Here is a 14,642-nt window from a genome sequence, read left to right on the forward strand (position 1 = left end):
ACTCCTTAATATTGAGGTTCGCCGTGACGAGCTGTTACTACTTTACGATGTGTAAAGAAATCAATACTATCTTTACCATTCGCATGTAATGAGCCAAAGAACGATGATTTCCAACCAGAGAATGGGAATACTGCCATTGGAGCTGGCACACCAAGGTTAATACCTAACATGCCGGCATCGATGAATTCTCTAAAGTATCTTATAGATGAAGCACTATCTGTAAATAAGCAAGCGCCATTAGCAAATTCTGATTTATTAGCTAGTGCAATACCTTCTTTAAGATCTGTTACTTTTACTAACGATAATACAGGTGCAAATATTTCATCTTGCCATAACTTCATATCTGTTGTGACATCTTCAAAAATAGTTGGCTTAACAAAGTAACCTTCATCTTTATTATCTTCACGACCATCTAATACAAGCGTCGCACCTTCTTCGACACCTTGATCTACATAGTTTAATGTGCGTTCTTTATTCTCTTCTCTGATAACTGGACCTAGGAATACGTTATCTTCTAAACCATTACCGATGACAATATCCTTAGCTGCTTGTACTAATTTTTCTTTAAATTCATCATACACACCCTCTTGAACCGCAACTACCGCTGCTGCCATACAACGCTCACCAGCCGAGCCAAAGGCTGCACCGATAACGTCTTTCACAGCTGAATCAATGTTGGCATCATTTAAGATAATCGTATGATTTTTAGCACCTGTTAAACACTGAGCTCGTTTTAAATTTTCTGTTGCCTTTTTATATACATATTCACCAACTGGTTTAGAACCTACAAATGAAACCGCTTTTATTTTTTCGTTTTCACAAATACCATTTACAATGTCATGTGCACCATGCACTACATTGAATACACCTTTAGGGAACCCAGCTTGCTCAACCAATTCAGCCAATTTATTTACAAGTAACGGTGTTTTCTCTGAAGGTTTAATAATAAATGTGTTACCTAGCGCAATTGCCATTGGGAACATCCAACAAGGTACCATCATCGGGAAGTTGAAAGGTGTGATACCGCCTACAACGCCAACAGGGTATCGATAACTTGTACCTTCAATATTTGTAGCAATACTTGATAAGGAATCTCCCATCATTAGTGATGGTGCGCCTGCAGCAAATTCTACATTTTCAATACCGCGTTGTACCTCACCTAAAGCTTCCCCAACACTTTTACCATTTTCTTTCGTAATAATTTCTGCTAACTCTTGTTTATTTTCTTGTAAAATTTGTTGTAAGTTGAATAATAAGCGTGCTCTTTTTGGAACTGCAACCTGACTCCACTCTTCAAATGCACTTTGAGCAATTTCTGCTACTTCGTCTAATTCTGCTCTAGTTGATAATGGTACTTCTGCGATAACTTCCTTTGTTGCCGGGTTATAAACTTCAATTGTTTCCTGTGATTTTGAATTCACCCATTCACCATTAATATAATTTTTTAAGATTTCTGCCATTTCTTGTTCCTCCTCTTTGGAAAACGCTTCCATTTTTTAGTATAATTTTGGTTAAATATTGATTACTTATTGGTTATTTTATAAAAAGGAGTGATTATTGTCAACTTTTTGTCATTTTTTTATTAAGTGTTGAGTAATACAGAAATGTTGTGTATTATATAAATTATTGGGGGTAACAAATATGAAAACGAAAAGGATACACGCGATTGAATCCTATATTAACGAAAATCAAGCTGCGTCTATTGATGAATTAAGTGATTACTTCAACGTTTCAATTAATACAATACGTCGCGATATCACAGTATTAGCCGATATGAATAAAGTTAAAAAGGTTTACGGTGGTGTAAAGGCGGTTGATAGTTCTATTACACAAGCTGTCGACTACTCGAAGCGAAATATTGAACACTATGAAGAGAAAATTCACATTGCCAAAAAGGCAGCCAAACGTATAAAGGCACATGATGTCGTATATCTTGATACTGGAACTACAACAGTCCATATTTTAGATTACGTCGATACAGAACTACCTTTTACTATTATCTCAAATAGTTTAGACATTATTAATAAAGCTTCCGTCTTTAAAAATGTGTCACTATTTATTATCGGTGAACAATTTAAATTCCGTACACGTTCATTTATCGGTATCGAATCAAATAATCTTATTGAAAAATTCAACATCGACAAAGCATTTATGGCCGCGACAGGTGTCGATATAAAAAACGGCCTCTCAAATGCCGAATTAGAAGAAAATATTATTAAAAAATTAATCGTCTCTCGTTCAAAGTATGTTTATGCACTGGCGGATCACACAAAAATGGGCCGTTCTACACTTCTTACATTTATGGAATGCGCAGAACTCGACACATTAATTACCGACAAGACACCGTCTCAAGAATTTGTAGATTTTCTTAAATCTGCAAATGTCACAATTGAAACATAACCATTTATACAAAAGTTCATCAATATTAACATTAGAGGTAACACCTGTTCATTCAGGTGTTACCTCTTTTGGTTCACCGACCGATCAACGGTTGCAACTATGACTAAATTCAACGTCATACGTATCGATACATGATCATAACGCTACAAATAATTTACTTAGACTTAACTATGTATTACTTACCATGTTTCAATTTTGCTTAACTGGACTTAACTTAACTCGTGCATGCCATAATAACAATCTCGCTTATATAGGCCACTTAAGAACGCTATCAGTTTGTAATCCATCTTCAGCTTTAGTAATTTAGCTTAATAATGCGCACATTATCACACAAAAAGGCTGAGACGATGGTTGGTCTGAACTCTTTAACGTAAAAATTGTAAAGATAACAAACCACATACTGTCTCAACCTGATTACAGTTTAAATTTTAAATTAAATTGGATAGAACGGTTGCACACTTTCCTTAACCGTTTCCTTAGATTTCACAATGACATCTTCAGCTGGCAATCGATAATATTCCGGACGAAAGAGCTCAATCGAAATAAACTCACCTTGAAATCCAATCTCACGAAGCGTATTAAATATACCTTTAATATCAATGACACCATGACCTGGGAAACATCTATCTTCATCCGTTAATATACCAATCGGGTAGTCATCTACATCATTAATATGTAACAAAAATATATTTTCTGCCTTAGCCTTGCGCAAATCTGCTAAATTAGATCCCATTGCATGAAAATGAAAGAAATCTAATACCAATCCTACATTCGGTTTCGCCACGTCCTCGACGATATCATACGCTTGTTGGAATGTGTTAACCGTTGCATATGGTGCCCCTAAAAACTCTAACGCAATCTTAATATGATATGCTTCGGCTAACGTTGCAAATTCTGTCATAACCTTAACACAACTATCATGAATCGCCTTATTGAGTATTTTAGTTTCCGTAACCAATGGCACGAGAACGATATATTTTGCTCCTAGATAATGCGCAATCTCTAGCCATTCTTTAAATTCATCTAATACAACTCTATAATCCGCATCATTCCTATTATTAAAGAACTGCAATGCATTGAGACTTAACGGCTTAATATGATGTGTATCGAAAAATGCTTTCATATCTTCAAGCGTATGTGTTTTTAAATACTCCGGCATCTTATCCATTTGTATTTCAATAAAGTCATAACCATGTTTATCACATAATTCTAATTCCTGTTGCAATGTTGCATTTTCCTTTGTAGTCGCCACATTATACCCTAATTTCATAGCACACCTCATCCATTATCTAGACTTAAAATAACTCCTTCTTCAATCGCTCCAACATAAATTGTGCAGATTCATCCGCTCTATCAACCCATGCAAATACAGAATTTGTAGCAATACCATCAAATTTCATTTCTTTTAACTTTCTAAATATCGTTTCAAAGTCCACTTCACCTTCACCAATATTCAAATGTTGGTGCACAGTTACTTCCGCTCCTGGTGGATTCACAATATAACGTAATCCATTCGCAGCTGTGTGGTTAAATGTATCAGAGAACAATACATGTTGTAACTTGTCGCCCGCATCATCGAACATTGTTTCAATATCGCCTATACCATCATCATGGAAGAATGTATGCGCAGTCGAGAACACTAAGTTAATCCACTCTCTATCCAAAGCACGAATCATGCGCAATGCTTCATCATTACGTTCTATAAAATCATAGGGATGCGCTTGTAAATTTAATTTCATACCTTCCTTTTCAAAAATCGGCAATAATTCATCCATTGATTTGATAAACTTCTCTTCACATCTTTGTTGTTCATATTTACTACCATTAAATTCTGTATTCATCACATCCACGTTCAAATCACTCGCAATTTCAATCGCACGTTTCCAATTACGCACTGCACCTTGTCGTTGCTCTTCATCAGGCCCTGACCACGCCATTACAGGTAATATCGAAGACAATTGTACACCCGCATCACTACACCATTTTTTTACATTTTTAATCATTGCTTTATCCACTTTTGGATACTTATAAAAAGGAATAAAGTCTTCTCTTGGAGACAATTCAATATAATCATAACCAAGCCTAGCTGCCTTATCGATAACTTCCTTCATTGATAAATCTGTATACATTGCTGGATCTAATGCTAATTTCATATTATTACACGCCCCTTGTTTAATATTGTTTACCTTGTGCTAGCTTTCCCGCTTTTAAATCAAAAGCAGCTTGTGTTTTTTCAGAATTAGAAACCTCCGGAACACCAACATGCCACCAACTCTCATAACCGTCCGTCATTGTTTTTGGCAAAACTTTAATCTCAATTAACGTACTAATGTCTTGTTGTTCAGCATCTTTAATAGCAGCTTCTAACTCCTCTAATGAATACACTTTATAAACCTTAGCTCCATAACCTTCAGCTACTTTGGCATAATCAATATTCAGAATTTCATTATCTGCTGTTCGAAATTCAGTGTGATAACTATTCACTCCGTTTTCCATTTGTAAATTATTGATACAACCGTATCCCGAGTTATCAAATAACAATAGATTAATCTTCTTGTTATATTGTAGTGATGTTATAAATTCAGAATGTAACATTAAGAAACTACCGTCACCTACGAACGAATATACTTCATGCTCTGGTTCTGCTAATCTGACACCAAGTGCACCAGATATTTCGTATCCCATACAAGAATAACCATATTCAACATGGTAAGTGTTCGGTACAGAAGCATTCCATAATCTCTGTAAGTCCCCCGGAAGAGACCCCGCAGATGTGATAACATTACTGTCAGGTGATACCACTTCGTTTAACTTCAAGACAACTGAACTTTGTGTTAACTCTGTACCTAACGCATCTGCATACTCATTTAAGATATTTTGATCAAATTGTTCCTTAATCTCCGGATCAAAATGCTCACGATTAAATTGAATTTGACTCAAACGCGAACGTTCATTCAGCCACTCAGTCTTAACCTCATTTATCGATTCACCATAACCCGTTTGATAGTCATCTCCAAGGCGTTTCAAGAGGTGTTGCAATGTAACCTTAGCATCAGCAACAACTTGTACTGCATCTAATTTATAAGCTTGCATGCGATTAACATTTATATTTAAAAACTTAGTCTTATCAAAATCAAACGCAGTCTTAGAAGAAGTCGCAAAATCTGTATAACGTGTACCAATACCAATGACTAAGTCAGCCGCATATGCTACTTTGTTTGCAGCCAATGTACCTGTAATTCCCATGCCACCTAAATTATGCTTAAACGTTGCTTCTACTGTTGATTTACCTGCTTGTGTTTCAACTAATGGAATATTATATTTATCTGAAATTTCAATTAATTCATCGCGTGCACCTGAATATTTCGCGCCACCACCAACAAGTATGATTGGCTTTTCACTATTTTTAATTGTTTCAATCATTAAATCTATTTCTCTTGCTACCGGTTCTGGACGATCAATATAATGTACACGTTTCTCAAAGAAAGACTCATCAAAGTCAAAGGCTTCACCTTGCACATCTTGTGAAATACATACCGTTGCTGGTCCTGCCTGAGCTGGGTTCGTCAATACCTCAAATGCTCTTATTAAGCTAGACATTAATTGTTCTGGACGAGTAACTCTATCCCAATAACGAGATACAGCTTTAAGTGCGTCGTTAGTAGTTGTTGTTAAATTCGATTCATGTTCAACTTGTTGTAACACTGGATCAGGTTGTCTCGTTGCAAAGGTATCACTTGGTAACAGCAATACAGGAATATTATTTGCGAGTGCTGTTCCTGCTGCAGCTGTTAAATTGGCAGATCCTGGTCCAACTGAAGTGGTTACTGCATAGATTTGGCGACGTAAACGTTGTTTCGCAAATGCAATCGCTGCATGCGCCATACCTTGTTCATTTTTACCTTGTATAATGTTTAAGTCACCTGGACTTTCCTCCAAAGCTTGACCAATACCCACGACATTACCATGCCCAAATATATCGAGTACCCCTTCTACAAATGGTGATTCTTCACCATCAACACTGATATACTGCTGTTTTAAAAACTTCACTACCGCTTGACCTGTTGTTAATCTTATTTTCTTTGCCATAAAACCACCCTCTCTTAACCTATTCAAAGATACCAAAACTTAATCAACTTATGACCATCATATATTTGTTACCGCTTTCAGTCAATCATAATTACTTTAATTTATAAATTATTTCGCTTCCTTAACCACGTTCTTTCCAATTACTTCGTCCTTTTTTACCGTTGCTTTAAAGTATTCTTCAATTTCTTCTAGTGATTTATCCTTCGTTTCCGGCAAGAATTTTTTAACGAATATAACTGCTACTAAATTCAAGACTACGAATATCGTAAACGTGGATGCTAAACCTAAATGTCCCAGTAAGATAGGGAACAACAAACTTACTAAGAAATTCGTCATCCAACAAAAGAACACACTCGCTCCCATTCCTAATCCTCTAACCTTTAATGGGAATATTTCAGATAACATTAGCCAAGTGACTGGTGATACACACCCTTGTTGAAACGCTAAAAATGTTACCGTTAATAACAATATAATAAATGGTAATACGACTGTTCCCTTTAAAAATAATGGAACAATACTTAACAATATCAATGTTGCTACAATACCTAATTGACCCGTAATTAACATCGTTCGTCTACCAATCTTGCCTAATAGCCAAATACCAACAAACGTTGCTATAACCGATATCACACCATTCGCAATATTTCCAACTAGAGCTGCCTTCGTACCAAAGCCTGCATTACGCAGTATTTCAGTACCGTAATACATAATAGAGTTAACACCCGTTATTTGTTGTACAACACCTAAACCTATACCAATTAACAAAATCTTACGAATCCATGGTTTAGTAAATTCATTTTTCGACTTCTCTTTAATTAATTTCTCTTTATCTATCACTGTTTTAATTTCTTTTATTTCTTCTGCTGCCGTCTGTTCATCTCTTAGTGTTCTTAAAATCGTATAAGCAGGCCAATATTTACTCTTACTCGCGTGCCATCTCGGACTTTCAGGTACACGCAACATACCAAACCACAAGATAACCGCTGGTAATGTAGCAACTAATAACATCACTCTCCAAATACCTGGATTATCTACTAAATTTCCTAAAACACCATTGATAACATAAGCCATCAACTGACCAGAAACAATCATCAATTCATTTTGTGTGACCATTCGTCCCCGATCCTCTTTAGAAGACATTTCAGAAAGGAAAGTCGGTACGATTACTGAAGCGCCACCGACAGCTAAACCTAATATCAATCTAAAAATAACCATCGAGAATACATTAGGTGATAACCCACAACCTAACGTTGCAAAAAAGAAAATAATTGCTAATACCATAATCATTTTCTTTCTTCCTAAAGTATCGGATAACCTTCCACCTGTAATTGCACCAAATGCAGCTCCAAATACAAGCGAACTCGATACCAAACCTTCAGTAGCAGGTGATAAATCTAACTGATTCGATAAAGACATATACGGTAAAGCACCATTAATAACCCCTGTATCAAACCCAAATAGCAATCCACCAAACGTCGCAATCAATGTAATCCTTTTCATTTTGCGTCGTTTTATGTCACATTCTGATTTTTTCATGAAAACACCCCTTGTTTTTGGTGATAAAATCCAAAATTACACTAAAACATAACCAATATTTAATAATTATAGTAATACTGATAGCGCTTTCAGTCAATTATTTTTATAATCTTTACACTTTATATGTATGCTTTCCACAATAAAAAATACGCCTAACTCGTGATATTTCACTTAGTTAGACGCAGCGACCTTTCATATTCACTTCATGCCCTTAATGATTTAAAATAGCATGCTTTCTCGAATATACAAAATAAACTACAAAACCTATAATCAGCCAAACCAAAAATCTTAGCCATGTTATTGGATCTAAATTCAAAATTAAAAACAAGCAAAATATAATTGCAAAAATGGGGATAATTGGTACCGCCGGACATTTAAATTTCCGAGGAATATGTGGAGCAGTTTTTCTTAACACAATAATTGAAATAGCTACTAATATAAATGCCGATAATGTACCAATATTTACCATTTCTGATAAAGCATCAATCGATACAAAACCACCTAACAATGCAGAAACCATACCAAATAACCAAGTAGCAATGAATGGCGTATCTGTCTTTCCATTTACTTTAGAAAAGAATTTCGGCATTAAACCATCTTTCGACATTGCATATGTCACACGCGTTTGACCATATAGCATAACCAGCATAACTGTAGTCATACCTAAGATAGCACCAATATCAATGATTCCAGATATCCAATTCTGACCAGAATATTTCAATACTGCAGAAACTGGGTGATCTTCATATTGACCAAATAATTTAAATGGAACTACACCAGTCATTATGAGCGATACAATGACATATAACACCGTGCAAATTAATAATGAAAGAATAATGCCACGTGGCATTGTCTTCGCTGGGTTAATCGTTTCTTCTGTACTAGATGATACTGCATCAAAACCAATAAATGCGAAAAACACTGTTGCTGCTGCAGCAAACACCCCTGAAAACCCAAACGGCATTACGGGAGATAAATTCGCTGGTTTGACGTAAAAAATCGCTACGCAAATGAAGAGCATGACAACAACAATTTTAATTAATACCATAATGTTATTTACACGTTTAGTTTCTTTTATACCCATCGCTATTAAAAAGGTAATGATTAACACAATCAAAAATGCCGGCAAATTGAATACCCCTGTAACTTTATCACTTGTTATCACTCCAGGAGCTGCAGTAAGTTGTGATGGTATCGTAATACCAAATCCTTCAATAAAAGACCTAAAGTAACCCGACCATCCTACCGATACTGTACTTACACCAAGCATATATTCTAGCGCAAGATCCCATCCAATAATAAATGCAAAAATTTCACCAATCGTTGTATAAGTATATGTGTATGCAGACCCCGCTATAGGGACCATGGAAGCAAATTCAGCATAGCATAGTGCGGCAAACAAACAAGCTAGTGCTGCTATAATAAATGCAAACATCAAACCCGGTCCCACCTTTAAGGCTCCTGTACCTGTTAATACAAAAATACCCGTTCCAATAATGGCACCTATACCTAACATTGTTAAATCAAATGAATTTAAACATTTACTTAACTGTGTATCATTATCTCTTATAACCAAATTAATATCTTTCTTACTCATTAACCCCATACAACCACCCCATTCTGAATTTATTTTGAATCAAACCAATAGTACACCCATAACAAAATATTAAAAAATATAGGTCATGAAAACTAACTTATTACGTTAGTTTTCATGACCTATATACTTAATTCATATTATTTAAATCACTTTGGTTAACTTTGATTCAATCTTTCCACTGAGGTTTATCAGAACCTCGAACCATCAAGACGGTGTCATATTCCCCTGGTGTTTCTGACATATAAACTTGGTCTGTCACGCCTTTATACGTTCCTAAAGGGGTCTCCGCTTCAAATTGATCTGGTGCGACGATTTGATGTTCTTCGTTACTATTCGACATGGTTTTTGCGTAGTCTTTATCAAAGATACCTAACGACATTAAATAAGCTGATACTTTACTTAAAGATACACTCACACTATAGCTACCACCTTCTTTAGCTCGACGTTCTAAAGCTTTAATAACTCCTAACTCTAACAACCACGAGATTACATAATCATTAACCACAACGATAGGTGGTAATTTAGGTTTATCAACTGAACCTTCAAGTGTCATGACTCCCGTCACACTGCCGGCAGTTTGATCAAAGCCGTTACGGTTCTTCCAAGGTCCCGTATGCCCGTGTAAATTAACCGATGCATGAATGATACCGGGTCTTTTTTGGGCTAAGTCATTTGGCGTCAGACCATATTTTTCCATAAAGCCATATCTTTTATTTATAAAGAATATATCTGCACCTTGAAGTAATGCATCAAATCGACTTCTATGCTCTTGATTATGATCTATATCCAAATATGTTGAACGCATACCAACATTAGAAGTGAGATACATTGTTTCAACTTCTAATTCTGACGGTCGCCACACATTTAATACATCTGCACCATGCAAGGCTAATCCTCTTCCTAATCCAGCACCTGCGATGACGTGTCCCATTCCAAGCGCCCTCACACCACTTAAAGGTTGTTCGGGTTCCTCTGAAAATGCTTCCGGCTTAGAATCAGCTATTTTTTTAATTTCGATTAATTCCGTCTCCGCAATATGTTGAAATTGTTCCTCTTCTACAAATTCTTCTAGCGAACGTACCATTGGCATAACGACACCTTTTTCAGCACCTGCAATTTCTAAATCCTGACCATTCCAACCCTTAATAGCTTCCGCAACAGCCTCTTTCGTTGAACGACAATTTAATAGTTCCATCACATGTGCCTTAGCATTTGGATAAGGATTTAGTGGCATTACCCAGCGCTTATCTTTAGTTTGGTAAAAATCAAATCGAAATGGTGTATGAGGATCCTCTTGACCCTTTGCAGGAAAACCATTCAAAGTTTCCCATTTTCTTTCATAAAAAGGTGACAGACGTTTCACTGCCTTACGAATATCTATGTGAATATCTTGACCTTTGCCACCTCTGACTTGCCATAAATGTGCTAATGCCACCGATTTAGCTGCTAACCCTAATCCAGCTAACGATGCTAACCTTAACGTACTAGGCATAACTGGGTCCTTACCATAAAACGTAACCTTGCCACCACTATCAGCAGTTGAATAACCAACTGAATTTAAAATATCTTCCAACGCAGCATGCATATCAAATTGATCACTTTGCAATCGATTTTTATTTTGTTGCAAAAGATGCGCCTTTAACTCATTAGCATTATTAATCATCGTTTATTCATTCCTCCTAATACTTACACTTGCTTCGTTTATTTTTTAACATTTAAAATACTTAACCATCTCTAATACTCGTTACAAATATAGCAACTCATTTTAAATAATTTACAAATACAAACGTTTAAATTACTGTATAAATACATTATAAAAACGATATGCTAAACAAAACAATCATGCATAAAGTAAAAAAGCAACACATATATAACATGTGTTGCAATAAAGGGTGAGAAAACATATGACACCAAAAAATAAAAAATCACAAATTAAAATTCAAAACGCGTTTATCGAACTACTCGAATACCTACCATTAGCAAAAATCACTGTCCGCGCACTATGCAATCATGCAGAAATTAATCGCTCCACCTTTTATAGGCATTTCCGTTCTATATCACAACTCACGACAGCCACCATTGAGCGTCATTTCGGACTACTATTTGGAGAAACTTACAAATTTTACCTAAAACATCAAAGTATAGAAGAATCACAATTTTATATTGCTAATAATATTTTTAGCCACATCAGACATGATTACGATTTCTACCATATCATGTTTAAACGCTACCCCAATTTTTATATAACTTTAAAAGATTTCATTACTGTACGTTATATGCAACTTTTTGAAGATACAGGTGTCGCCAATCATATGGTACTTGATAAAAATGTCGTTGCTGAATATATTGCATCTGCTTACACAGGCATGATACAAGGGTGGATCAATCGCCAACTACAAGAATCGCCCAATACAATGGCAGAGAGGTTAATTACCCTTAATTCCAATGGTCCTATCAGATTGCTAACTGAAGCAGAAAAAAGAATAAAATGAAAGATATATGTAATAGATATGTCATTCGTAGTATATGTTTAGGCACGTTATTATCCTTAAATGTAATTCACCTTGTTAATTCAATAGTGTTTATTACATTATATGAAATACGCATATTTTTAATGTAAAATCACTATTCATTATGAAGTATCTTGGCGAGACTCCTGTGGGAACAGGACAAGCTGAAGACTACAGTCTGAAGCTGTCCCCTAGGAAAGCGAGCCAACAATACGAAATATGAATAATAAAGAAGCACTCAGATAAATTGAATCATCTGAGTGCTATTTTTCTGAAATTTGTGTCCAGACTCATTTTTGAATCATGTATCTATTATCCACCTGCAATTAATCATCAAGCGTGTAAAATGGATATTCATCCTCTCCACTTTGACCTTTGAAAATAGCTCTATTCAAACTGTACGCTTCATTTTTATACTTAAAAGTAAAGTTTCCTTTAATATAAATTTCGTTATTTTCGCCCACACTTATTACATTTTGGTTGTGGCACTCATTAGAGTGCCCGTCTTTTCTATCATATTCTAAAGCACCACTAGGGCACATTTCTACAACGCGAACTATTGAATCTACGTCAGCATTACTCGTATTTATCCATGGTCTCTTCTTCGTATCGAACACTTTTGGTAAGTTTTTTACACATTCTGCAGCATGAATACATCTCTTTGCATCAAATGACACATCAATCTTTTTACCATTATAAGTTTTACGCATATAAATCCCCTCCACTATTTATATTTAACTCAATATAACATTTTTACTAACATTTAAAAAACACAAACATATGGCTATAAATTTATTTGATTTATATTTATCTTCAACGTATCATGTAATTAATTTAAAAAAGAAGGAGTCAATTAAATGAAAAAAATAGGATTTATATGTGGTAGCTTACGTACGGGATCATATAATAAAGTCTTGTTAAATGAAATGATTCGTTTAGCACCTAAAGATTGGGATACATCTGTTATTAGCTTCAAAGACTTACCTTTATATAACTATGATGAAGAAGGGGAAAGTGAAGCTGACAGCGTTACTTTATTTAGAGAGTCGATACACAATGTAGACGGTATAATTATTGTTAGTCCTGAATATAATTCTGGGATACCTGGGCCTTTAAAAAATGCTATTGATTGGGCATCTAGAACAAAACACAAAGATGATAAATCACCGTTAATTAATAAACCTTTTGCAGTTGCAGGAGGATCACCTGGTAACATTGGTACAGCATTAGGACAAATGCAAATTCGCCAAAGTTTACTTGCAATGAATGCACAAGTTATGGCTGGTCCTAAATTAATTGTCGGTAGAGTACATGAAAAAATTAATGAAGACACACATAACTTGGATGATGAACGGACACAAAAACATATCAACTCATTTTTAAGTAGTTTTAATAATTGGGTAGAAAAGTTTTAGAATATCTTTATCAAAAAAACGTTATAGATAACTCACTAGTTTAAAAATCGTTCCAGAAATCAAAACCACCCGTATAACAGGTGGTTTGCTTTGCGACTGAAACCCTTATTACTGACTAGTCCTGATAAGGTCACCGAGAAGATTAACCAATTGCACTACTTTCCTAGAACACCTTAAAAGTGTTGTTTATTTTAGTGCAAAGACTATATGGTACTTACAATTCCATTTTGTATGTGCTAAGCTTTTTGTGTCTGATGACATATATTGCATCTCTTTGTGTATATATTTTGGTTGGCTGACCAAAGATAGTTTTAGCACTAGAGATGCCATTTTTAATATAATGGTAAAACCATACTGTACCATACGCATAGTGTATGCTTTTTTCTGCAGTCATGGTAATAAACAGGAGATAGCCCATTTGTTAGTTAATCATTTAATCGATTCCCTTTACTTGGTAATGGCGTTCTTTTCAATATAGAAGCCATATACATTGTATTATAGGCTAACCATTTGATATGTTTTTTCGTAAAGTCATTTTCATGCTTGATATCCATATATGAAGGTCCAGGTCCTGCCTCTCCAACCCAATAAGCATCTACATTAGGCGGAATTGTAAATCCAATATGTGAAAGTCCATAAAGTATAGAAGCTGATGCATGCTTAGCTCCGTCTTCATTACCAGTTACAATGACACCTCCAACTTTATTATAGAAAATGGATTGCCCTTCATTATTTTCCAATTTACTAGATCCATAAAGCCTTTCAATAATTAACGTTGCTACGCTACTCTTTTCTCCTAGCCACAGTGGTGTACCAATAATAACAATATCCGAATCTATTATCTTATTTAATAGTTTTGGCCATTCGTCTCCATCCCCCATATCATCACTAATACCATAAGCAATTTTATAATCGTTCACTCTAACCATTTCAACATCTATTCCTTCAGTTTGATAGATTGACATTGCTTCTCTTGCTAAAGCCTCAGTATGCGATAATTCATCTCCATTTTTTAGTGTTGCGTTTAAAATAACTGCTTTCATAAAGACACCCCATTCTTGTTTTTAATACACTTACCATAAATTAAAATTGAAT

Annotated in this window: 12 protein-coding genes and 1 pseudogene; 3 read left to right on the forward strand and 10 right to left on the reverse strand. The window is 35.2% G+C overall.

Annotation, left to right across the window (positions count from 1 at the left end; genetic code table 11):
• Nucleotides 1–5: 5 nt before the first annotated feature.
• Nucleotides 6–1,460, reverse strand: coding sequence for a CoA-acylating methylmalonate-semialdehyde dehydrogenase (locus JN168_RS13280; RefSeq protein WP_042737715.1), 1,455 nt, complete (start codon nucleotides 1,458–1,460; stop codon nucleotides 6–8).
• Between the two features lie 181 nt (nucleotides 1,461–1,641).
• Between JN168_RS13280 and JN168_RS13285 the strand changes: the two genes are divergently transcribed.
• Nucleotides 1,642–2,400 carry a DeoR/GlpR family DNA-binding transcription regulator gene (locus tag JN168_RS13285; RefSeq protein WP_042737716.1) on the forward strand — a complete coding sequence of 253 codons (759 nt, stop codon included), beginning with the start codon at nucleotides 1,642–1,644 and terminating at the stop codon, nucleotides 2,398–2,400.
• Nucleotides 2,401–2,833: 433 nt separating this feature from the next.
• On the opposite strand, the gene JN168_RS13290 is transcribed toward JN168_RS13285, so the two are convergent.
• From JN168_RS13290 to JN168_RS13315, 6 genes are all read right to left on the reverse strand, one after another.
• Entirely contained in the window at nucleotides 2,834–3,670 is an 837-nt protein-coding gene (locus JN168_RS13290; RefSeq protein WP_042737717.1) for a sugar phosphate isomerase/epimerase family protein, read from the reverse strand.
• A gap of 25 nt (nucleotides 3,671–3,695) precedes the next feature.
• Nucleotides 3,696–4,553: a sugar phosphate isomerase/epimerase family protein gene (locus tag JN168_RS13295; RefSeq protein WP_279525978.1), complete on the reverse strand. Its 858-nt coding sequence runs from the start codon at nucleotides 4,551–4,553 to the stop codon at nucleotides 3,696–3,698.
• Nucleotides 4,554–4,572: 19 nt separating this feature from the next.
• The gene (gene iolD, locus JN168_RS13300; protein ID WP_107579228.1) at nucleotides 4,573–6,489 is read right to left on the reverse strand and encodes a 3D-(3,5/4)-trihydroxycyclohexane-1,2-dione acylhydrolase (decyclizing); all 1,917 of its coding nucleotides are present in this window, start codon (nucleotides 6,487–6,489) and stop codon (nucleotides 4,573–4,575) included.
• Nucleotides 6,490–6,597: 108 nt separating this feature from the next.
• Entirely contained in the window at nucleotides 6,598–8,025 is a 1,428-nt protein-coding gene (locus JN168_RS13305; RefSeq protein ID WP_042737720.1) for a sugar porter family MFS transporter, read from the reverse strand.
• A 211-nt stretch (nucleotides 8,026–8,236) separates the two neighbouring features.
• Nucleotides 8,237–9,631, reverse strand: coding sequence for a branched-chain amino acid transporter BcaP (gene bcaP, locus JN168_RS13310; RefSeq protein WP_279525979.1), 1,395 nt, complete (start codon nucleotides 9,629–9,631; stop codon nucleotides 8,237–8,239).
• Nucleotides 9,632–9,788: 157 nt separating this feature from the next.
• A complete protein-coding gene (locus JN168_RS13315; RefSeq protein WP_279525980.1) occupies nucleotides 9,789–11,285 on the reverse strand; it encodes a CoA transferase in 1,497 nt (498 codons plus the stop codon).
• A gap of 241 nt (nucleotides 11,286–11,526) precedes the next feature.
• On the opposite strand from JN168_RS13315, the gene JN168_RS13320 reads away from it, so the two are divergent.
• Nucleotides 11,527–12,114, forward strand: a complete 588-nt coding sequence (locus tag JN168_RS13320; protein ID WP_107579231.1) for a TetR/AcrR family transcriptional regulator — start codon at nucleotides 11,527–11,529, stop codon at nucleotides 12,112–12,114.
• Between the two features lie 344 nt (nucleotides 12,115–12,458).
• Here JN168_RS13320 and JN168_RS13325 read toward each other — a convergent pair whose 3' ends face one another.
• Nucleotides 12,459–12,842: a (4Fe-4S)-binding protein gene (locus JN168_RS13325; RefSeq protein WP_042737724.1), complete on the reverse strand. Its 384-nt coding sequence runs from the start codon at nucleotides 12,840–12,842 to the stop codon at nucleotides 12,459–12,461.
• A gap of 147 nt (nucleotides 12,843–12,989) precedes the next feature.
• Here JN168_RS13325 and JN168_RS13330 point away from each other — a divergent pair, with 147 nt between their 5' ends.
• Nucleotides 12,990–13,547, forward strand: coding sequence for an NADPH-dependent FMN reductase (locus JN168_RS13330; protein ID WP_042737725.1), 558 nt, complete (start codon nucleotides 12,990–12,992; stop codon nucleotides 13,545–13,547).
• Nucleotides 13,548–13,736: 189 nt separating this feature from the next.
• On the opposite strand, the pseudogene JN168_RS13335 reads toward JN168_RS13330, so the two are convergent.
• Together JN168_RS13335 and JN168_RS13340 are read right to left on the reverse strand one after the other, a co-directional pair.
• Nucleotides 13,737–13,808 (reverse strand): annotated as a pseudogene (locus JN168_RS13335) (IS200/IS605 family transposase); the annotation flags it as partial.
• Nucleotides 13,809–13,972: 164 nt separating this feature from the next.
• A complete protein-coding gene (locus tag JN168_RS13340; protein ID WP_042737726.1) occupies nucleotides 13,973–14,590 on the reverse strand; it encodes a flavodoxin family protein in 618 nt (205 codons plus the stop codon).
• Nucleotides 14,591–14,642: the final 52 nt, after the last annotated feature.

It is taken from the genome of Staphylococcus gallinarum, from assembly GCF_029774255.1.
GTDB lineage: Bacteria > Bacillota > Bacilli > Staphylococcales > Staphylococcaceae > Staphylococcus > Staphylococcus gallinarum.